The organism is Streptomyces fragilis, from assembly GCF_003112515.1.
Lineage (GTDB): Bacteria > Actinomycetota > Actinomycetes > Streptomycetales > Streptomycetaceae > Streptomyces > Streptomyces fragilis.
Window position 1 is genome coordinate 1078366 of record NZ_BEVZ01000004.1, and the last position, 20774, is coordinate 1099139.

The window sequence follows — 20774 nt, forward strand, 5'->3', positions numbered from 1 at the left end:
TCAGGCGCGTGGCCGGGCGAAACGTGAGGCCACCGCGGCGGGGCCGAGCACCCACAGGAGGCCGAGGAGCGCGGCGAGGCCGAGGTCCGGGCCGACGTGGACCAGCGTGCGCCTGCGCAGGACGTCGGGCAGGAACTCGTCGGCGAAGCCGGCCCCCTCCACCAGGTCGGCGGTCACCGTGCCGCACGCGGCCAGGAGGAGGAACAGGCCCAGGACGAGGCCTCCGGCCAGGAGCGCCTCACCGGGCCCGGTGGAACGCCGGGCGACGATCCATCCGATCAGCAGCGCGCAGAGCAGGCCGAGCACCAGTGCGGCCACGGCGGGACCGGGGCCCGCGTCGGCGAGCTCCGACAGCCCGAAGGTCCGTCGCCCTCCCAGCTGTCCCTCACCGGCGAACACCCACCCCTCCCGCCGCACCGGCACGGCCCAGGCCAGGCCGAGCAGGTACACCGCCAGGTTGGGCAGCAGGGCCAGCACGACGACAGCGTCGTGCTGGCCCGGCCCGGTGCCGCTCGAGGGCAGCACGTGCACGCCCAGCAGAGCCGACGCGAGCAGCACCAGCACGACCGTGCCGCACAGCGCCAGGACGGCGGCCGTGGCCCGCACGGCGGTACCGCCGGCCCGCAGCAGCTGATCCGGCCCCGGCCGGGTGGCCCGCCACCGTGCCAGTTCCTCGCGGCCCGCCACCGCGGCGACCACGACGACGGCGGCGAGCAGCGCGACGAACCCCGCGCGGAGGGGGGAGACGGTGACGGACAGTCCCCCGGACCCGCCGGACCCGCCCGACCCGGCGAACAGGGCCAGCAGCAGGGCGCCGACGGCAGTCAGCAGACCGGTACGCAGGGCGGCCTCGAGAGCCCCTTCACGGCGGGCGGCCGGCGACGGGGTGTCCGCCACGAGGGCGTGACCACCGGCGGCCGTGCCCGGCGTCGTCGCAGCGGCCCCGTCGGTGGCGGTGCCGGGCGACGACGCGGCGGCCGCGCCACCGGCCGCACTCGGCGACAGCGGAACGGTCCCGCCCGTAGCGGCGGTGCCCGGCGACGACGCAGCGATCCCCCCGGCGGCGGCCCTTGGCGGGAGCGGACGGGCTGCCGCCCTGGAGGCGAGGCGGGTGCGGATGAGGCGGCCGGCCAGCCAGAGGCCGAGCAGCCACAGGAGGGTGGCGGCGAACGGGACGCCGGAGACCTCGACGGCGTAGCCGCCCGGCGCGAACATCGCCATCCCGCCGCCCTCCTGCCGCAGCTGCGTCCCGCCCGCGCCGGTGCCCTGCAGCAGCAGGGCGAGGAGGCCCCGACTCCCGCCCGCCGACTCCTCGGTGGCCATGCCGACCACCTGCAGCACGACCCCGACCGCCACCGCCGCCCCCAGCAGCAGCCCCAGCGGGATCAGCGCGGCCGTCGCCGCCCCGGCCCAGTCCCCGCCGACGAACCGCTCCGGAAACGATTCCCCGCCCGGCGCCCGCGGGGGCCCGGCGGGGGCCGGCGGGGCGGATGGCGCGGGGGGCGCGGAGGGCGCGGGGGGTATGGAGGGCGCGGGGGGTATGGAGGGTTTGGCGGGCCCGGCCGAGGGATCGGAACGGGCGGACACAGCCGGAGCAGTCGAGGGCGCGGCGGCGGGCGCGGTCGGCGCCGTCGAGGGCACGGCGAGGGCGGCGGGCGCGGTCGACGCGGTGGGCGGAACAGGCGGAACGGGCGGCTTCGCCGGTGGTTGCGCCGCAGCGGCGGGCGCCGACACGTCAGGCGGCGCCACCGGACGCGGCGGCTCCACCGGACGCGGCGGTTCCACCGGGCGCTCCGGTTCCGCCGGGACCCCGCCGCCCGGCGGGGCGGGCGGGGGCCCCTCGATCACCGGGGCGGCGCAACTCGCGCAGAAGCGCGCCCCGTCAGGCCCCGCGGTGCGGCATCGCGGGCAGAACGTGGCCATGGGTACCACCCATCCTGGAGGACTCGGCTGCCCCTTCGGACACCGGGGCGCGCCCTACAGTTCCCCCAAAGCCCGCTCCGTGCCACGGAGTTGGCCAATCCGGCCGCGAACTCCGGGACCGCGCCGCTCAGTCCCGCTTGAACCCGCGGTGCAGGGCCACCACGCCGCCCGTGAGGTTGCGCCAGGCCACGTCGCTCCAGCCCGCCTTGACCAGACGCGAGGCGAGCGCCGGCTGGTCGGGCCACTCCTGGATCGACTCGGCCAGGTACACGTACGCGTCCGGGTTGGAGGACACCGTCCGGGCCACCGGCGGGAGCGCCTTCATCAGGTACTCCATGTAGACGGTGCGGAACGGCGCCCACACCGGCCGGCTGAACTCGCAGATCACCACGCGCCCGCCCGGCTTGGTCACCCGGTACAGCTCGGCGAGCGCGGTGTCCGTGGCCTGCACGTTGCGCAGGCCGAAGGAGATGGTGACGGCGTCGAACGTGTCGTCCTTGAACGGCAGCTTCGTCGCGTCCCCGGCGGTGAACGGCATCCACGGGTGGCGTTCCTTGCCGACCCGCAGCATGCCGAGGGAGAAGTCGCACGGCACCACGTAGGCGCCGGCCTCCGCGAACGGCTGCGAGGAGGTGGCCGTGCCGGCCGCCAGGTCGAGCACCTTCTGCCCCGGGCGGGCGTCGACGGCCTTGGCGACCTCCTTGCGCCAGAGCCTTGCCTGGCCGAGGGACAGCACGTCGTTGGTGAGGTCGTACCGCTTCGCCACGCCGTCGAACATCGAGGCGACTTCGTGCGGCTGCTTGTCCAGGGATGCGCGGGTCACGCCGCCCATTGTTGCAGCCGCCCCCGGCCCCGCCGCGAACGCCCCGGCCGACGGGTCCGGGCGCTGGTCAGGGGGGCGAATCGCCCGGAAGCGGCGGCGCAGCAGTGACAGGCACCCTCAGCGGCGGCGGAAGACCAGGCGGCCGGCGAGGACCGTGGCGAGGCAGGTCCCGTCGGCGGCGCGGATCACGAAGTCCGCGTTGCGCACCGGGGCGACCTCGAGGAGGCGGGGCAGCAGTTCCGCGGCCCGGCCGCCGAGGCCGGTCACGCCCATGCCGGAGCGCTGGACGATCGTCGCGATCGCCGGGTCGGCGAAGGGGCCCTCCACCTTCACGGTGCCGACGGAGAGCAGGCGCTGGACGCCGCGCCGGGCGCTCTGGCGGAGCCGGGCGGCGGTCATCGGGAGCGCGGCGAACGCCTCGCCGGTGAGCGGCTCGGCGCCGAGTTCGTCCACCTCGCGGGGGTCGGGCCAGTAGGCGCGCTCCAGCAGGGCGTGGCCGTCCGGCTCGTGCCGGCCCGGCTCCAGGAGGCCCTCCCATTCGCGGACCCGGACCTCCGGGGTCCACCCGGCCGCGTCCTCGGGTACGTCGCCCTCCGCCCGGGCGAGCCGGGCGTGGTCGGCGCGCAGCAGTTCCTCGTACGGGCCCGCCGCCACGACGTGCGGCGTCGCGACGAGCACCGCGCAGCCGGGCTCCACCGGCCCGCCCACCGTGCGGCGGACGCCCAGCGAGGGCCGGTGGATGGTCAGCAACGCCCCGGCCTCAGCGCGCGTCGACGATCTGGAGCTCCGGGTGGGCGATGCCGCGGTCGATCGCCGTGGAGGAGATGTGCGAGGTCACGCGGTCGCCGTCGCCCGGGTCGTTCGCCGGGTCCTCGTGCACGACGAGGTGCTCGTAGGTGGTCGCCCGCTGCGCCGGGACGCGGTCCGCGGCACGGATCAGGTCGATGATCTCCTGGCGGTTGGAGCGGTGGCGGGCGCCCGCGGAGGAGACCACGTTCTCCTCCAGCATGATCGAGCCCAGGTCGTCCGCGCCGTAGTGCAGGGAGAGCTGGCCGGCCTCCTTGCCGGTGGTCAGCCAGGAGCCCTGGATGTGCACCACGTTGTCCAGGAAGAGCCGGGCGACGGCGATCATCCGCAGGTACTCGAAGAGCGTCGCCTGGGTGCGGCCCTTCAGGTGGTTGTTCTCCGGCTGGTACGTGTACGGGATGAAGGCGCGGAAGCCGCCGGTGCGGTCCTGGACGTCGCGGATCATCCGCAGGTGCTCGATGCGCTCGGCGTAGGTCTCGCCGGTGCCCATCAGCATGGTCGAGGTCGACTCCACGCCGAGGCCGTGCGCGGTCTCCATGATCTCCAGCCAGCGCTCGCCGCTCTCCTTCAGCGGGGCGATCGCCTTGCGCGGCCGCGCGGGCAGCAGCTCGGCGCCGGCTCCGGCGAAGGAGTCCAGGCCGGCCCGGTGGATCCGGGTGACGGCCTCCTCGACGGAGACGCCGGAGATGCGGGCCATGTGCTCGACCTCGGAGGCGCCCAGGCTGTGGATGACCAGCTGCGGGAAGGCGTCCTTGATGGCCTTGAAGTGCGACTCGTAGTACTCGACGCCGTAGTCGGGGTGGTGCCCGCCCTGGAACATGATCTGGGTGCCGCCGAGTTCGACCGTCTCCGCGCAGCGGCGCAGGATGTCGTCGAGGTCGCGGGTCCAGCCCTTCCTGGTGTCCTTCGGGGCCGCGTAGAACGCACAGAACTTGCACGCCGTGACGCACACGTTGGTGTAGTTGATGTTGCGCTCGATGATGTACGTCGCGATGTGCTCGGTACCGGCGAACTTGCGGCGGCGGACGGCGTCGGCGGCCTGGCCGAGGGCGTGCAGCGGGGCGTCGCGCAGGAGGGCGACCGCCTCCTGAGGGGTGATCCGCCCACCGTCGGCGGCGCGGTCCAGCACAGACTGAAGTTCGGCCTTCTCGGTCACCGATGCGTCCCTTTCGTCAAGGGTTTGGACGGACCGCTTCAGCCTACGCCAGCTCCCCGAATCCTCTGCGGCCAGCCCGCCGCCGCCCCGCCGCCGCCCGTCACCGCGGGTCGAGGTCCGTCCCGCGGGAGACCTTCTCCCACGCGGCGAGTTCGGCCCGGACCGAGTCGAGGTGCCCGGTGATGGCGTCCACCGCGTCGCCGCCGAGGGCGAGCCGCAGCGGGGGGTTCTCGGCGTCCAGGGCCAGGAGGATGGCCGCCGCCGCCTTCGCGGGGTCGCCGGGCTGGGTGCCGTCGCCCTCGCGCACCAGCTTCCGGGTGGCGCCGACCGTCTGCGCGTACGCCGGGTGCTCCGCGGAGAAGTAGGCGGCGCCCTTGCCGAACAGGTTGGTGCGGAACGCCCCGGGTTCCACGATCAGCACCCTGATGCCGAACGGCGTCACCTCGTCGGCCAGGCCCTCCGAGAGCTGCTCCAGCGCCGCCTTGGTCGCGCTGTACGCGGAGAAGCCGGCGAAGGACAGCTGTCCGCCCATGCTGCTGATGTTGACGACCGCTCCGCCGCCCCGCTCCCGCATCTGCGGCAGCAGCACGCGGGTCAGCCGTGCCGGTCCGAAGACGTGCAGCTCGAACAGGTCGCGCAGCTCCTGGTCGGTGGTCTCCTCGAACCCTCCGATCTGGGTGCGTCCGGCGTTGTTCACCAGCACGTCCACCCGGCCGTAGCGGGCCAGGACGTCGGCGGCCACCGCGTCGATCCGCTCGCCGTCGGTGACGTCCAGGCCGATCGCCTCCACCCGGTCGGGGTGCGCGGCGACCAGCTCGGCCAGCGCCTCGGGCCGTCGGGCCGTGCCGATCACGGTGTCCCCGGCGGCGACCGCGGCCTCGGCGACGGCCCTCCCGAAGCCGCTGGTCGCGCCCGTCACCAGCCAGACCCTGCCCCTGCTCACGCCCGCGTCCTTGCCCTCGCCCTTGCCGGTCATCCGCGTTCCCCTCTTCGCTGGCCGTTCCCTCGCCGCCCGGGCCGCTCCCGCCGGCGGTTCCCATCCTTCGCCGCGATCCCGGCCCCTGTCCAAGACACTCCGTGATAGCCATCGGTTATGGACGTCCACGGACGCGAACTGCGCTACTTCACCGCCGTCGCCGAGGAGTTGAGCTTCACGCGGGCCGCCGAGCGGCTGTTCGTCTCGCAGCCGGCGCTGAGCAAACAGATACGGATGCTGGAGAAGCAGCTCGGCGCGGAGCTGTTCCACCGGGACCGGCGTGCGGTGCGGCTGACCGCGGTCGGGAAGGCCCTGCTGCCGCACGCCCGCGCGACGCTGGCCGCCTGGCGGGCCGCCGAGGAGGCGGTGGCCGGGGCGACGGCGGCCGAGCGCGCCCGCCTGGTGATCGGCATGTCCACCAGCCCCGGCCGAGGCCTGCTCCCCGCCCTGAGGGCCCGGCTGCTGTCCGGGCACCCCCGGGCGCGGCCCGTGCTGCGGCAGGTCAGCTGGGCCGATCCGACGGCCGGGCTGGCGGACGGGTCCAGCGACGTGGCCTTCGTCTGGCTGCCGTTGCCGGACGTCGAGCGGTACCGGTGCGTGGTGGTGGCCGAGGAACCGCGCTGGGTGGCCCTTCCGCCCGAGCACCCCCTGCGGGGCCGGGCGGCCGCCGATCCCGAGGGCGCCGTGGACTTCGCCGACCTCGCCGGCGAACCGTTCCTCGCCCTCCCGCCGGAGGCCGGGCCGCTGCGGGAGTACTGGCTGGCCGTGGACGCCAGGGGCGGCCGCGCGCCACGCGTCGCGGGGGTGGTGGCCAGCGCCGAGGAGACCCACGAGGCCCTCGTCAACGGCCAGGGCGTGGTGCTGCTGGCCGCCGGCAACTCCTCGCTGGTCGTGCGGGACGGGGTGACCGCCGTGCCGGTGCGCGGCCTCAGCCCCTCCCGGCTGGCGGTGGCCGCCCGCCGGGACGACGGGAGACCCCTGGTGCGGGCCTACCTGACCGCGGCGGCGGAGCTCGACCGGCGGTCCGCGCCCGGTGCCGGGCGGCGGGAGCCGGGAGGCGGGGGTCAGGCGGCGTAGGCCCCGGCCAGCAGGCCGAGGAAGGCCCCCGCGAGCAGGAACGGGCCGAACGGCATCTCCGTGCGGCGGCCGCCTCTGCGCAGGACGACCAGGCCGAGGCCGTACAGCCCGCCGAGCAGGAACCCGGCGAAGGCGCCCAGCAGCAGCACCCCCCAGCCGTACCAGCCCAGCACCGCCCCGGTGGTGAGGGTGAGCTTCACGTCCCCGAACCCCATCCCGGCCGGGCTGACCAGGTGCAGCACCAGGTGCCCCGCGGCCAGGGCCACCGCGCCGAGCAGCGCCCCCGTCCAGCTGCCGCCGTGGCCGGGCAGCAGGGCGGCGACGCCGAGGAGGACCGGGGCCGCCGCGGCGCACGGCAGGGTCAGCACGTCCGGCAGCCGGTGCACCCGGGCGTCCACGGCGGCCAGCAGCACGCCCACCGGCGTCAGCGCCAGCCACACCACCACCTCCGGCCGCGGCCCGGTGGCCGCCGCCACGGCGGCGCACAGGAGCGCGGTGACGACGGGCAGGGCCAGGCGGCCGCCGCCGTACGGGCCGCGGCAGCTCGGGCAGCGGGCCGCGCCGAGCCAGCCGGGCAGCGGGTGCCCGGCGGGGCAGGCGGCCCGCCACGGCTCGCCCGGCACCACGGCCAGCCGGTACGCGGGCCTCCCGGCCAGCACTCCGGCCACCGCTCCCCACCCGGCCGCGATCACCGCCGGCCACAGCTCGGTCGTCACCCGGCCAGCCTACGGCGGGGCGCGGTGCCTAGACCTCCAGCAGGTTCACCCGCACGTCCGCCGGGAAGCCCGTGGTGGGGCCGACGCGGCGGGCGAACTCGGTCACCGCGCCGAGCTGCTGCGGCCCGAAGCGGAAGTCCAGGGTGGTGAAGTACCGCTCCAGGAGCTCGGCGTCGAAGGCCTCCCAGCGGGCGGCCTGTTCGGCGACCTTGGTGACCTCCTCCAGGGAGAGGTCGCGGGAGGCGAGGAACGCCTCGTGGACGCGGCGGGTGAGGTCCGGTTCGCGCTCGAGGTAGTCGCGGCGGGCGGCCCAGACGGCGAAGACGAACGGGAGGCCCGTCCACTCCTTCCACAGCGTGCCCAGGTCGTGCACCGCGAGCCCGAGCCGGGGCGCGTCGTGCAGGCTGGCCCGCAGCGCGGCGTCGCCGATCAGCACGGCGGCGTCGGCCTCGAGCATCATCGCGCCCAGGTCCGGCGGGCAGGTGAAGTACTCGGGGTTGACGCCGAAACGCTCCTGCAGCAGCAGCTGTGCCAGCCGCACGGAGGTCCGCGAGGTGGAACCGAGGGCGACCCGGGCGCCGTCGAGCTGGTCCAGCGGCAGCTGCGAGACGATCACGCAGGACATCACCGGCCCGTCGCAGCCGACCGCGATGTCGGGAAAGGCGACCAGTTCGTCGGCGTGCTTCAGGAACTCGACGAGGGTGATCGGGCCGATGTCGAGGTCGCCGGCCACCAGCTTCTCGCTCAGCTTCTCCGGGGTGTCCTTGGTCAGCTCCAGATTGAGGAGCGTGCCTGTTCTCGCGAGCCCCCAGTAGAGGGGCAGGCAGTTCAGGAACTGGATGTGGCCGACGCGCGGCCGGATGCGAGAATTGTCCACATCGCGAGACTAGACCCCGTCCGGCGCAACCCGGCGTTCAGGGTGTGCCCGCGCGCGCCCGCGTACCTCGCGCCGACCGGGCGGCCCGTCCCACCCCCGGGTCGCCCACATGGCCGAACCCCTCCGTCAACCCCGATCTGCGCTTTTTATGCACACGAGTGACGTGATCTTGGCCTCTCTTGATTCCCGGCCCGTGCGTGCTAGGCTCGCAGCAAGTTGCAGTTTGGTTTCCCTTGCAGTACAGAGCCTGCGGAGCATGTGACCGCGGGCTCTCGTCGTTTTCAGACTTCGCAGTTGTTTCGGACACTTGCAGGTTCTGGAGCAGGGCAACCCTTTGGGCCCAAGGAGGGCTTATGGCTACCGGAACCGTGAAGTGGTTCAACGCCGAAAAGGGCTTTGGCTTCATTGCCCAGGAAGGCGGCGGCCCCGACGTCTTCGTCCACTACTCCGCGATCAACGCGAGCGGCTTCCGCTCGCTCGAGGAGAACCAGGCGGTGACCTTCGACGTGACCCAGGGTCCCAAGGGCCCGCAGGCGGAGAACGTCACCCCGCAGTAAGCCTCCGGCTCGAAGTGAGCCCGATGCTCTGCTCCGGTTGAGTTGATTCCGGAACGAGTGCAGTACCCAAGGAGCCCCCTGCCGGTCATGACCGGCGTGCGGGGCTCCTGCCTTTTCCGCGCGGGCGGGCGGTGCTCAGGGCCGCCCGTCCGCCGCGTGCCTCAGGCCTTCTCCAGGATCGCCGTGACGCCCTGGCCGCCGGCCGCGCAGACCGAGATCAGGCCCCGCGCCGGCCCCTCCCGCTCGGCGAGCAGCTTGGCCAGCGTGGCGACCACCCGGGCGCCGGTGGCGGCGAAGGGGTGCCCGGTGGCCAGCGAGGAGCCGGCCACGTTCAGCCGGTCCCGGTCCACCGGGGCCAGGCCCCGCTTCTCCCAGGCGGCCAGCGTGGCCAGCACCTGCGAGGCGAACGCCTCGTGGATCTCGACCAGGTCGAAGTCCTCGATGCCCAGCCCGGCCCGCTCCAGCATCCTCGGCACCGCGTGTGCGGGCGCCATCAGCAGCCCGTCCCCTCCCTCGGCGGCGACGTCCCCGTGCACGAAGTCCACGGCCGCCGTCTCGTACGCGGTCAGGTAGGCGAGCGGCTTCAGCCCGCGGGCCTGGGCCCACTCCTCGCTCGCCAGCAGCACGGTGGCCGCGCCGTCGGTGAGCGGCGTGGAGTTGCCGGCCGTCATCGTCGGGTTCGGACCGTCCAGGCCGAAGACCGGCTTGAGGGTGGCCAGCTTCTCCACCGTGGAGCCGGGCCGCAGGTTCTGGTCGCGCTCCAGGCCCCTGAAGGGCACCACCAGGTCCTGGAAGAAGCCGCGCTCGTAGGCGGCGGCGAGCTTGCGGTGGCTGGCCGCGGCCAGCTCGTCCTGCGCCTCGCGGCCGACGCCCCAGGCCCGGGCGGTGACCGCCGCGTGCTCGCCCATCGACAGGTGGGTGCGCGGCTCGGCGTTGCGGGGGATGTCGGGGACCAGATGGGACGGGCGTACCTTGGCGAGCGCCTTGAGGCGGGCGCCCGCGGACTTCGCCCGGCGGGCCTCCAGGAGGATCCGGCGCAACCGGTCGTCGAGTGCCAGCGGCGCGTCGCTGGCGGTGTCGGCGCCGCCCGCCACCCCGGACTCCAGCTGGCCGAGCATGATCTTGTTGGCGACCGCGATCACCGCCTGGAGCCCGGTGCCGCAGGCCTGCTGGATGTCGTAGGCGGGAGTCCGCGCGTCCAGCCGCGAACCCAGCACCGTCTCACGCGCCAGGTTGAAGTCCCGGCTGTGCTTGAGGACCGCGCCGGCCACGAACTCGCCGACCGCGCCCGGCTCCTGGAGGGCGTACCGCTCGGCCAGCCCGTCGAGGGCGGCGGTGAGCATCTCCTGGTTGGAGGCGGTGGCGTAGGGGCCGTCGGAGCGGGCGAAGGGAATGCGCGTGCCGCCGACGACGGCGACGCGGCGGGTCGCCGGGGGCTGCAGGGAATCGCTCATCTCGGCCTGCTCCTTACCTTGTTCCTCGTGCCGCCCTACCATCGGCGGCCTACCCCTGGTCCTGCCCGGCCCGTCTGCCAGGCAAGCAGGGCCTTACCATCGGTAACCTTACTTCAGGGTAAGTCACCCCCGTCCGTACAGCACATGCCTGGGAGCCCCCACATGGCCGACCGCTATCAGAGCTTCACCCGGACCGCGCCCGGCCGTTTCCTCACCAAGCGGCTGGGCCTGCCGCAGCCCGCCCCGTTGCGCCGGTGGTCGGCCGAGCAGCCCGCCCTGGACGGTCCCGTGCTCCACCTGACGGCCGGGAAGCCGGCCGTCGACCTGGCGCCCGTCCTCGCCCACACCGGACTGGACGTGCGCACCGGCGGCGCCGAGCGGCCCGCCGCGGTGGTGGTCGACGCCACCGGCGTGCGCACCGTGGAGGCGCTGGCGGAGGTGCACGCCGCGCTGCACCCCGTGGTCCGTGCGATCGCCGACTCCGGCCGGGTGGTCGTCCTCGGCGCCCCGCCGGACCCGGCCGACCACCACCAGTCGGCGGTCCAGCAGGGCCTGGAGGGCTTCGTCCGCTCGCTCGGCAAGGAGATCGGCCGGGGCAGGACCGTCAACCTGGTCCGCCTCACCGACGCCGCCTCCGCCGAGTCCACGCTGCGGTTCCTGCTCTCGCCGAAGTCGGCGTTCGTGGACGGCCAGGTGATCGAGGTCCGCGAGGCCGAGCGGGTCGTCCCCGAGGACTGGGACCGCCCGCTGGCCGGCCGGACCGCGCTGGTCACCGGTGCCGCGCGGGGCATCGGCGCGTCCGTCGCGCAGACCCTGGCCCGGGACGGCGCCCACGTGGTCGTGCTGGACGTCCCGCAGGCCGAGGAGGAGGCCCGCGCCCTCGCCGGGCGGCTGGGCGGGACCGCCCTCGGGCTGGACATCACCGCCGCCGACGCCGCCGACCGGATCGCCGCGGTGCTGCCGGACGGCCGCCTGGACGTGCTGGTCCACAACGCGGGCATCACCCGCGACCGCCGTCTGGTCAACATGCCGGCCGAGCGCTGGGCCTCGGTCCTCGACGTCAACCTGGCGAGCGTGCTGCACACCACCGACACGCTGCTGGCCCAGGGGCTGATCCCGCGCGGCGGGCGGATCACCGCCACGGCCTCCATCGCGGGCATCGCCGGCAACTCCGGCCAGACCAACTACGCGGCCAGCAAGGCCGGCATCGTCGGTCTGGTCCGCGCCCTGGCGCCGCGGGCGCTGGCCGAGCACGGGGTCACGGTCAACGCGGTGGCGCCCGGCTTCATCGAGACCAGGATGACGGCGGCGGTCCCGCTGATGATCCGGGAGGCCGGGCGGCGGATGAACTCGCTGGTCCAGGGCGGGCTGCCGGTGGACGTCGCGGAGACCCACGCGTGGTTCGCGAACCCCGCCTCGGGGGGCGTCAACGGCCAGGTGGTCCGGGTCTGCGGCCAGAGCATGCTGGGGGCGTGAGCCGATGACCGAGGCGATACCGGGGTCCGGGTCCGCGCCCGAGGAATCGCGGAACGTGGTGCTGACGCGCCCGCCGGCGCTGGCGCCGCTGCTCGCCCGCGGCGCGCTGCTCTCCCCCACCAAGCGGCCGCGGCCGAACGCGCCGTACCCGCGCACGCGGCTGGTGCTGCCCGCCGTGCGCGTGGACCCGGAACGGCTCGCCGCGTACGAGCGGACCTGCGGGTTCGAGGCGGACGGCACGCTGCCGGTGACGTACCCGCACGTGCTGGGGTTCGCGCCGGCCATGCGGCTGATGACCCGGCGGGCGTTCCCGCTGCCGGTGCTGGGGCTGGTGCACACCTCCATCGGCATCACCCGGCGGGCCGCGATGCCCGCGGACCGGCCGTACGAGATCGCCGTGCGCGTGGCGGGGCTCGCACCGCACCGCCGGGGCACGGAGGCGACCGTGGTCACCGAGGCGCGGGCGGACGGCGAGCCGGTCTGGGAGTCGCAGAGCACCTACCTCGCGCGACACCGGGTCCCCTCGCCGCCGCAGGCACGCGGCGAGCGGGACGCCCGCGCGACCCGGGAGGAGCTCGCGGCGCCGGACGAGCGCGTGGAGCACGACGGGCGCGTAGGGCCCGAGGAGGACGCGGCGCCGGACGAGCACGCGGCGCCGGAGGAGCGCGTGGCCTTGCCGGTGGCCGCCGAGTGGCGGCTCGCGGGTGACCTCGGGCGGCGGTACGGGGCCGCGTCCGGGGACCGGAACCCGATCCACCTCACGGCGGCGACGGCCCGGCTCTTCGGGTTCCCCCGGGCCATCGCCCACGGCATGTGGACCGCGGCGCGGTGCGTGGCGGCGCACGGGGTGCCCGAGGCGGGGCGGGTGACGGTGCGGTTCAGGGCGCCGGTGCTGCTGCCGGGCACCGTCGTGTACGGCGAGTCGGGCGACCGGTTCGAACTCCGCGGGGGCGACCGCCTGCACCTCGAGGGCGAGACCGCTCCCCTGGCGTAGGCGGCGCCGGGACACCGTCCCGTCCACGCCGCGCGGGATCCCGCGCGGCGTGCCCTCGGGTCAGGTGGGTGGCGGGGTCCACGGGCGGCCCGCTATGAGGTTGCCGAGGCCCGCCCAGGCGAAGTTCATCAGGGTGGCCGCGGCCTGCCGCGCGGAGATGCCCTCCGTCGTGTTGGCCCAGGCGGCGAGCGACTCCGCCGCGCCCACCAGCGCCTGGGCGAGGCCGGCGACCTCCCGTTCGGGCAGGTCCGGGTCACGGTGCGCCGCCCGCGCCTCCACCGCGATCAACTGCGTGACGAAGACGACCAGTTCGGCGCGCATCGCGGCGACCTCCGCCGCGAACGGTTCGCCGTGCGTGCGGGCCTGCACGTGCAACACGGCCCAGCCGTCCGGATTTTCGGCGGTGTACCGGAAGAACGCGTGCAGCCCTTCCCACAGTTGCCGGTCGGCGGGGAGCGCGGCGTCGCCGACGCCACCGCGGACCGCCTCGGTGAGGGCCCGCGCCTCACGGCGGATGCACGCCGTGAACAGGTCCTCCTTGGACTTCAGGTACAGGTACACCAACGGCTTGGAGACACCGGCGAGTTCGGCCACCTCGTCCATCGAGGCGCCGCGGTAGCCCTGGCGGCCGAACACCCGGACGGCGGCGTCCATCATCTGTCGTTCGCGCTCCGCCCGTGGCAGCCGCCTGGTCCGTACCGCTCCTCCAACCATGCGGCAACCATAACGAGGCCCCGGTGGATCCACCGGGGCCTCGTCGGTAAAAGGAACGCCAGAGTCTCGCGTCAGCCCACCGTGACCTTGTCCCGGCCGGGTGCCGGCTCGGCGAGGGCGTGCCGCAGCTTCTCACCCTCGATGTCGAGGTCCGGCAGCGCGCGGTCCAGCCACTTCGGCAGCCACCACGCGCCGCGGCCCAGCAGCGACATGACCGCCGGCACCAGCGTCATCCGCACCACGAACGCGTCGATCAGGACGCCGACCGCGAGCGCGAAGCCGATGGACTTGATGATCGGGTCGTGGGCGAAGACGAAGCCCGCGAACACCGCGGTCATGATCAGCGCCGCCGCGGTCACCACCCGGGCGTTGTGGCCGAGGCCGTTGACGGTGGCCTGGCGCGCGGAGTCGCCGTGCACGAAGTCCTCGCGCATCCGGGAGACCAGGAAGACCTCGTAGTCCATGGCCAGGCCGAAGAGGATGCCGATGAGGATGATCGGCAGGAAGCTGACCAGCGGCCCGGGGGTGTCCACGCCCACCAGGTCGGCGAGGTGGCCCTGCTGGAAGACCGCCGTGGTCAGTCCGAAGGTCGCGCCGACGGTGAGCAGGAAGCCCAGCGCGGCCTTCACCGGCACCAGCACCGAGCGGAAGACCAGCATCAGCAGCAGCACCGACAGGCCGACCACCAGCAGCAGGTAGATCGGCAGCGCGTCCGAGAGCTTCTCGGAGATGTCGATGCCGATCGCCGTGACGCCGGTCAGCGCCACGTCGGCGCCCTGCACGTCGGCGACCTTGCCGCGGATGGCGTGGACGGTGTCCTCGGTGGCCGTGTCGGTCGGTCCGGTGGTCGGGATGACGGCGACCAGGGCCGTCGTGCCGTCCTGGTTGAACTGCGGCGGGGCGACGGCCGCGACGCCCTTGACGTCCTTGACCAGGGTGGAGACGTCCTGCACGGCGGCCTTGGTGGCGGCCGGGGTGTCGGCGGCGACGACGGCCATCAGGCGGCCGTTGAAGCCGGGGCCGAAGCCCTCGGCGGTCAGGTCGAACGCCTGCCGCTCGGTGGTCTCGACGGCGGCGGTGCCGGCGTCCGGCAGCGCCAGGTGCATGTCGCGGGCGGGCAGCGTCAGCGCGGCCAGACCGGCGACGCCGACCACCAGGATCGGGATGCGCAGCTTGAGCGCCAGGCGGCCCCAGGTGTAGCCGAAGCCCTGCTTCACCTCGACGGTCCCGCCCTGCTCGCGCTTCTCGGCGACGGCGTCGCGCAGCTTGCGCGGCAGGATCTTGTCCCCGGCGAAGGCGAGCACCGCCGGGAGCAGGGTGAGCGCGACCAGGACGGCCACCGCGACGGTCGCCGCCGCGGCCAGGCCCATGGCCGACAGGAACGGGATGCCGACGATCGACAGGCCTGCCAGCGCGATGACGACGGTGGCGCCGGCGAAGACCACCGCGGAGCCCGCGGTGCCGATGGCCCGCCCGGCCGCCTCGCGCCGCTCGACGCCCTCGACGAGGAAGCCGCGGTAGCGGGAGGTGATGAAGAGCGAGTAGTCGATGCCGACGGCCAGGCCCAGCATCAGCGCCAGCACCGGGCTGGTGCTGTTGAGTTCGACGAAGCCGGTCAGCGCGTACAGGCCGGCCATGCCGACGCCCACGCCCACCAGGGCGTTGAGCAGCGTCATGCCGGCGGCGACCAGCGAGCCGAAGGTGACCACCAGGACCACGGCCGCGATCACCACGCCGATCGCCTCGGTGGAGCCGACCTCCGGCGGGGTCTGGGCGAGTTCGCCGCCCACCTCGACGCGGACCGTGCCGTCCTCGCCGTCGTACTTCTCGGGCAGGTCGGCGTAGGCCTCGCGCTGCTCGTCGGTGATGTCCGCGATCTCGTCCTCGAACTGGACCTGGACGAGCGCGTAGCGGCCGTCCTGCGAGATCGACCGCGTCTTGAACGGGTCCATCGCGGCGACCACGTCGGGTATCGCGGCCGCGTCCTTGACCACCGGCGCGACGTCGGCGGGCGTCAGCTTCTCGTCGGAGGTGACCACCACGGTGCCGGTGGCGCCCGCGGCCTGCGGGAACTGCTTCTGCAGTGCGTCCATCGCGCGCTGGGACTCGGTCCCCGGCATGCGGAACGCGTTGGTGGTGGTGCCCATGAAGGCCGCCGCCGCACCGCCCATCAGGGCGAGCAGCAGCAGCCACACGGCCACCACCAGGCCGCGGCGCCCGAAGCACGCGCGGCCCAACCGGTAGAGCAAGGTCGCCATGGGAGAGGGGCCCTTCTTCTAGTTCTTCCCGAGCTCTGAATCGAGGCCGGCCCGGTCGGGGCCGAGGCCGAGGGTGCGGAGCGCGCCGGTGAGCAGCGCCTCGCGCAGGGTCCGGTCGTCGTACGGCAGGTCGGCCGCGCCGGTGGCGAAGATCCCGCCGAGGGCGATCGAGGCGGCGATGCGGTCCCGTGGATCGGTGGAGCGTCCGGCGACGGCGTCGATCAGCCGGTCGCGGATCCCGTCGATGGCCTCCACGCCCAGGTCGGGCAGGCAGGAGACGTCGGCGAGGTTGTCGAAGAGCAGCTTGATCTCGCGCCGGAAGCGCAGCGTGATGCCGACGAAGGACTGGATCGCGGTGACCGCGGCCTCCTCGCCGTCGAGCTCGGCCAGCCGGGCGTCGAGGTCGAAGACCTCGTTGCCCACCGGCATCAGCAGCTCGGTGAGGATCGCCTCCTTGTTGCTGAAGTGGTAGAGCAACGACGCCTTGGAGCAGCCCACGTCGGCGGCGATGTCCGCGAGGGACGTGCCGCGGAAGCCGCGGGAGACGAAGAGGCGCAGGGCGGAGGCGAGCAGTCGCTCGTGCAGCCCGCTGGACGTGCGTGCCATGAGCTCACGGTAACTGTCCGAACGGTCAGATCTGACCGTTCGGACAGTCGCGCCGGTGTGTGTTCCCTCACGGTTTCCCCCGGACGGCGGTTTCGCCCCCATGACGGCCGAAGGCCCCCTTCGACCGGAACGGGGCGGAGGGGGCCTTCGGCAGGAACGGCGGAGGCGCGCTCCGCGGACGGGTCAGGCGGTGGCGCCCACCGGCTCGGGGGCGCGGTCGCGCACCTCGGGCTCGTCCTCCTCCAGCGGGGAGGCGGAGGCGCCGCGGTAGGCGTCACGGTCCAGGATGTTCTCCCGGGCCGCGACCAGCACCGGGACGACCGCCTGACCGGCCACGTTGGTGGCGGTGCGCATCATGTCCAGGATCGGGTCGATGGCCAGCAGCAGGCCGACGCCCTCCAGCGGCAGGCCCAGCGTCGACAGGGTCAGGGTGAGCATGACCGTGGCACCGGTGAGACCGGCCGTGGCGGCGGAACCGACGACCGCGACGAACGCGATCAGCAGGTACTCCTGCAGCCCGAGCTGGATGTCGAAGATCTGCGCCACGAAGATCGCGGCGAGCGACGGGTAGATGGCGGCGCAGCCGTCCATCTTGGTGGTGGCGCCGAACGGGACGGCGAACGAGGTGTACTCGCGCGGCACGCCGAGGCGCTCGACGACCTTGACGGTCAGCGGCATGGTGCCGACCGAGGAGCGGGAGACGAAGGCCAGCTGGATGGCCGGCCAGGCGCCCTTGAAGAACTGGACGGGGCTGACCTTGGCGACCGTGGCGAGCAGCAGCGGGTAGACACCGAACATCACCAGCGCGCAGCCGATGTAGACGTCGGCGGTGAAGGTCGCGTACTTGCCGATCAGGTCCCAGCCGTAGGTGGCGATGGCGCGGCCGATGAGGCCGACGGTGCCGATCGGGGCGAGCAGGATGACCCACCACAGCGCCTTCTGGAGCAGCTCGAGCACCGACTCGCTGAAGGTGAGCACGGGCTGCGCCTTCTCGCCGATGGCGAGGGCGGCGATACCGGCGACGGCGGCCATGAAGACGATCTGCAGCACGTTCAGCTCGGTGAACGGCGTGATGACGTCGGTCGGGATGATGCCCGTCAGGAAGTCGATCCAGCTGCCCTGGCTCTCCGGCTTGCCGCCGTCCTTCGGGGTGAGGCCGGTGCCGGCGCCCGGGTTGGTGAGCAGGCCGATGGCGAGGCCGATGACCACGGCTATCAGCGAGGTGATCAGGAACCACAGCAGCGTGCGGGAGGCCAGCCGGGCGGCGTTGTTGACCTTGCGCAGGTTGGTGATGGAGACCAGGATCGCGAAGAAGACGAGCGGGGCGACGGCCAGCTTCAGCAGCTGGACGAACGTTCCGCCGACCTTGTCGAGGGTGGTGACCAGCCAGGCCAGGTCCTGGCTGCGGGCCAGCCAGCCCAGCAGGACGCCGAGGACCAGACCGGCGATGATCTGGGCCCAGAAGGGCACCTTGAGCCGGCGCTTGGGCCTGCTCACGGCATGCGTGTTCTCGGACACGGACACACTCCGTCGGGGGACGCGCGGTGGCGCGGGGGAACGAAACGTTGAAAGGCGGCGCCCCGGATCGGTCAGCAGCGCCGCGAGAGAGGTGGAACGGGATCGGACCCGACCTGAGTCGGAGTCAGAGCCGACACGCCGCGGTGGTTCGGCGGCAGAGGTCCACGTGCAGGCGCGCCACGAGCCGGAGGCTCTGCGGCGTGAGGGGCGCGGCTGCTGACGTCATACACATACGTTAACAGCAAAGCTTTGGGATGCCCAAAGCCTGTCTTTGTGAGGTGGGACGCTCCTCCACCCCATGAATGACAAGTGCCCCGCCTCCCTGCGGGAGACGGGGCACCGAAGCCCGGCGCGCGGCGGGTCAGTCCTCCTGGGTGCGGTTCAGCTCCAGGTTGACCTTGGCGCGCTCCATCCGTTCGACGATCTGCTCCGAGGCGCGGTCGCGCTCGCCGCGCAGCACCACGAAGCTGATCGGGGCGGAGATCACCAGGGCGAGCAGGATCATCCAGATGCCGTTGGAGTCGCCGACGGCGCTCGGCAGCACACCGGCGTAGACGCCACCCCAGACGACCACGAAGCAGCCCACGAAGACGCCGAGGCGCATCAGTGTGTAGCGGAGCATGTCTAACCCACTCTTCCGACCGACGAAGGCACTGCCGTCCAGTGAAACACGCCGCGGGAGGGATCTTGCGCGGGGGCCGGTCGAGCGGGGCGGGTGCGGCGCGGGACGGGGCGGGTACGGCGATGTGGGCGCCGGGCGCGGGCGGGCGCGGGTGTCAGGTGAGCGGGAGCCACATGGTGACGTCGTCGCGGTCGTCACCCGGCGCGACGCGGATGGCGCCGGGAACCCGGCCGACCTCCTTGTAGCCGCAGGAGGCGTAGAAGCGCTCCAGGCCGAGGCCGCCGCGGCAGCCCAGCCGGATGCCCTCGACGCCCTCCAGCGAGCGGGCGGCGTCGGCGAGGGCCGCCATCAGGTCGCGGCCGTACCCCTTGCCCTGGTGGTCCGGGTGGACCATCACGGTGTACGCCATCACCCAGTGCCGCATCAGCCGGTGGCCGTTGGAGGCCAGGAACCCGGTGGCCAGCACCCGCCCCCCGGCGTCCTGCCCGACCAGCAGCCGGGCGGTGCCGTCGGCGACCTGGGTGAGCTGCTTGACCAGCGCCGCGCGGATGGCGTCGCGGTCGGCCGGGGGCACGAAGCCGACGGCGCCGCCGGCGTCGGTCACGTCGGCCCAGAGGTCGAGGATCCCGTCACGGACGGCAGGAGTGATCACCGGATCGAACGTGAAGGTAAGGGTCATGGAGCGAACCTAGCCCTTACGATCCGCCGTGCTCAAGCGGGTTCCACGGGCTGGACTCCCGGCGCCGCGCCCCGGCACCGCCCGCGCGGCGACCGGGCACCGCCCGCGCGGCGGGCGCGCGGTCGCCCGCGGACCCGCCGCCGGGCGCGGCGAGGGACTGGCGGAGGGCTCAGACCTCCTCGGGGAGCTCCCCGACCCTGTTCTCCCACTTGGTGGAGAGCACGATGGTGGTGCGGGTCCGGGACACCCCGTGGGTGCCGGAGAGCCGCCGGATGATGCTCTCCAGGCCGTCCACGTCCTTCGCCCGGACCTTCAGCATGTAGCTGTCGTCGCCCGCGATGAACCAGCAGTCCTCGATCTCCTGGAGCTCCTTCAGCCGCAGGGCGACCTCCTCGTGGTCGGCGGCGTCGGAGAGCGAGATGCCGATCAGCGCGGTGACGCCCAGACCGAGCGAGGCGGCGTCGACGGTGGCCCGGTACCCGGTGATGACCCCGGCCGCCTCCAGCCGGTTGATGCGGTCGGTGACGCTGGGCCCCGACAGACCGACGAGGCGTCCCAGTTCCGCGTAGGAGGCCCGTCCGTTCTCCCTGAGAGCCTGGATGAGCTGCCTGTCCACGGCGTCCATGCGATCGATTGCCTTCCGGTGAGGTGTTCCTGCGACGTGTGTGACCGAGGACGGACCGGCACGAGCGGCGGCGGTCGTGCGGTCCTGGTGATCGGCGGGAGGTGCGGTGATCAGCTCTCGGCGGCCCTCGCCCCGCCGAGTCCGCCCTTCCACCTGCGGTACAGGGTGTGCGGGACGCCCGCCGCGTCGAGCACCCGGCCGGCGACGAAGTCGACCAGGTCCTGGATGTGGGTGGCGCCCGCGTAGAACGCCGGTGAGGCCGGGACGACGTTCGCCCCCGCGTCGTCCAGCGTGACCAGGTGCCGCAGCGTCTGCCCGTTGAGCGGGGTCTCACGCACGGAGACCACCAGCGGGCGGCGCTCCTTGAGCGTCACGCTCGCGGCACGCTGCAGCAGGTCCTTGGACAGGCCCAGCGCGACCCCCGCGACGCAGGCGGTGGAGGCGGGCACGATCAGCATCCCGCGGGCCGGGTACGAACCGGACGACGGGCCGGCGGCCAGGTCGCCGGCCGCCCAGTACCGGACGTCGCCCGCGGCCTCCGCGTAGGCGCCGGGGCCGAAGGTGTCGGGCCTGCCGTCCGCGCCCGCCGCCAGCCAGCGGCCCAGGTCGTCCTGCCAGTGGGCGTCCCGGAAGGAGATCCCGGTCTCGTCGAGCAGGGTGAGCCGGGCGGCCCGGCTCACCACCAGGTCGACGCTCTCCCCGGCCTCGATCAGCCCGCGCAGCACCGCCGCCGCGTATGGCGTGCCGGATGCCCCGGAGACCCCCACGATCCAAGGGGTCCGCCGCTTTTCCCCTGCGTTCACACCCCGAGCCTACCGGCGCGGCCCGACAGCCCCGGCACGGGCAGGACCGCGGGGGCGCCGGGAGGTCGCGGGGGGCCGCTTCCTCCCGCGTCCGCCCGCCGCCCGCCCGCGTC

20 protein-coding genes are annotated in these 20774 nt (G+C 73.9%); 4 read left to right on the plus strand and 16 right to left on the minus strand.

Annotated features, from left to right (window positions below; translation table 11 throughout):
• From Sfr03f_RS18045 to Sfr03f_RS18065, 5 genes are all read right to left on the minus strand, one after another.
• Positions 1–1587 carry a hypothetical protein gene (locus Sfr03f_RS18045; RefSeq protein WP_159105666.1) on the minus strand — a complete coding sequence of 529 codons (1587 nt, stop codon included), beginning with the start codon at positions 1585–1587 and terminating at the stop codon, positions 1–3.
• A gap of 463 nt (positions 1588–2050) precedes the next feature.
• Complete coding sequence (locus Sfr03f_RS18050) at positions 2051–2746, minus strand: demethylmenaquinone methyltransferase (protein WP_108955069.1); 696 nt, start codon at positions 2744–2746, stop codon at positions 2051–2053.
• Positions 2747–2863: 117 nt separating this feature from the next.
• Complete coding sequence (locus Sfr03f_RS18055) at positions 2864–3496, minus strand: hypothetical protein (protein WP_108954887.1); 633 nt, start codon at positions 3494–3496, stop codon at positions 2864–2866.
• Between the two features lie 10 nt (positions 3497–3506).
• The gene (mqnC, locus tag Sfr03f_RS18060) at positions 3507–4709 is read right to left on the minus strand and encodes a cyclic dehypoxanthinyl futalosine synthase (RefSeq protein WP_108954888.1); all 1203 of its coding nucleotides are present in this window, start codon (positions 4707–4709) and stop codon (positions 3507–3509) included.
• A 100-nt stretch (positions 4710–4809) separates the two neighbouring features.
• Positions 4810–5685 carry an oxidoreductase gene (locus Sfr03f_RS18065; RefSeq protein WP_108954889.1) on the minus strand — a complete coding sequence of 292 codons (876 nt, stop codon included), beginning with the start codon at positions 5683–5685 and terminating at the stop codon, positions 4810–4812.
• 117 nt (positions 5686–5802) lie between these two features.
• Between Sfr03f_RS18065 and Sfr03f_RS18070 the strand changes: the two genes are divergently transcribed.
• Positions 5803–6762, plus strand: coding sequence for a LysR family transcriptional regulator (locus tag Sfr03f_RS18070; RefSeq protein ID WP_108954890.1), 960 nt, complete (start codon positions 5803–5805; stop codon positions 6760–6762).
• On the opposite strand, the gene Sfr03f_RS18075 is transcribed toward Sfr03f_RS18070, so the two are convergent.
• On the minus strand, positions 6750–7478 hold the full coding sequence (locus Sfr03f_RS18075; RefSeq protein ID WP_108954891.1) for a prepilin peptidase: 729 nt from the start codon (positions 7476–7478) through the stop codon (positions 6750–6752). The genes Sfr03f_RS18070 and Sfr03f_RS18075 overlap by 13 nt on opposite strands.
• A 28-nt stretch (positions 7479–7506) precedes the next feature.
• On the minus strand, positions 7507–8355 hold the full coding sequence (locus tag Sfr03f_RS18080) for a menaquinone biosynthetic enzyme MqnA/MqnD family protein (protein ID WP_108954892.1): 849 nt from the start codon (positions 8353–8355) through the stop codon (positions 7507–7509).
• Between the two features lie 353 nt (positions 8356–8708).
• Between Sfr03f_RS18080 and Sfr03f_RS18085 the strand changes: the two genes are divergently transcribed.
• Positions 8709–8912, plus strand: a complete 204-nt coding sequence (locus tag Sfr03f_RS18085; RefSeq protein ID WP_108954893.1) for a cold-shock protein — start codon at positions 8709–8711, stop codon at positions 8910–8912.
• Between the two features lie 161 nt (positions 8913–9073).
• Here Sfr03f_RS18085 and Sfr03f_RS18090 read toward each other — a convergent pair whose 3' ends face one another.
• Positions 9074–10366 carry an acetyl-CoA C-acetyltransferase gene (locus tag Sfr03f_RS18090; RefSeq protein ID WP_108954894.1) on the minus strand — a complete coding sequence of 431 codons (1293 nt, stop codon included), beginning with the start codon at positions 10364–10366 and terminating at the stop codon, positions 9074–9076.
• 162 nt (positions 10367–10528) lie between these two features.
• Between Sfr03f_RS18090 and Sfr03f_RS18095 the strand changes: the two genes are divergently transcribed.
• Together Sfr03f_RS18095 and Sfr03f_RS18100 are read left to right on the plus strand one after the other, a co-directional pair.
• Positions 10529–11842 carry a 3-oxoacyl-ACP reductase gene (locus Sfr03f_RS18095; RefSeq protein WP_108954895.1) on the plus strand — a complete coding sequence of 438 codons (1314 nt, stop codon included), beginning with the start codon at positions 10529–10531 and terminating at the stop codon, positions 11840–11842.
• Between the two features lie 4 nt (positions 11843–11846).
• Positions 11847–12836, plus strand: coding sequence for a MaoC/PaaZ C-terminal domain-containing protein (locus Sfr03f_RS18100; RefSeq protein ID WP_108954896.1), 990 nt, complete (start codon positions 11847–11849; stop codon positions 12834–12836).
• A gap of 60 nt (positions 12837–12896) precedes the next feature.
• Here Sfr03f_RS18100 and Sfr03f_RS18105 read toward each other — a convergent pair whose 3' ends face one another.
• The 8 genes from Sfr03f_RS18105 to Sfr03f_RS18140 form a co-directional block, all read right to left on the minus strand.
• Positions 12897–13550, minus strand: coding sequence for a TetR/AcrR family transcriptional regulator (locus Sfr03f_RS18105; protein ID WP_108954897.1), 654 nt, complete (start codon positions 13548–13550; stop codon positions 12897–12899).
• Between the two features lie 71 nt (positions 13551–13621).
• Positions 13622–15808, minus strand: coding sequence for an MMPL family transporter (locus tag Sfr03f_RS18110; protein ID WP_108954898.1), 2187 nt, complete (start codon positions 15806–15808; stop codon positions 13622–13624).
• An 18-nt stretch (positions 15809–15826) separates the two neighbouring features.
• Positions 15827–16414 carry a TetR/AcrR family transcriptional regulator gene (locus tag Sfr03f_RS18115; protein WP_108954899.1) on the minus strand — a complete coding sequence of 196 codons (588 nt, stop codon included), beginning with the start codon at positions 16412–16414 and terminating at the stop codon, positions 15827–15829.
• A 183-nt stretch (positions 16415–16597) separates the two neighbouring features.
• Positions 16598–17932: a dicarboxylate/amino acid:cation symporter gene (locus Sfr03f_RS18120; protein WP_170145101.1), complete on the minus strand. Its 1335-nt coding sequence runs from the start codon at positions 17930–17932 to the stop codon at positions 16598–16600.
• Between the two features lie 361 nt (positions 17933–18293).
• Positions 18294–18554 (minus strand): DUF4229 domain-containing protein, encoded by a 261-nt coding sequence (locus tag Sfr03f_RS18125; RefSeq protein WP_108954900.1) that lies wholly within the window; start codon positions 18552–18554, stop codon positions 18294–18296.
• 154 nt (positions 18555–18708) lie between these two features.
• Positions 18709–19233: a GNAT family N-acetyltransferase gene (locus Sfr03f_RS18130; RefSeq protein ID WP_108954901.1), complete on the minus strand. Its 525-nt coding sequence runs from the start codon at positions 19231–19233 to the stop codon at positions 18709–18711.
• 169 nt (positions 19234–19402) lie between these two features.
• Entirely contained in the window at positions 19403–19858 is a 456-nt protein-coding gene (locus tag Sfr03f_RS18135) for an Lrp/AsnC family transcriptional regulator (RefSeq protein WP_108954902.1), read from the minus strand.
• Between the two features lie 110 nt (positions 19859–19968).
• Positions 19969–20661, minus strand: a complete 693-nt coding sequence (locus tag Sfr03f_RS18140) for a UbiX family flavin prenyltransferase (RefSeq protein WP_108954903.1) — start codon at positions 20659–20661, stop codon at positions 19969–19971.
• Positions 20662–20774 lie beyond the last annotated feature (113 nt).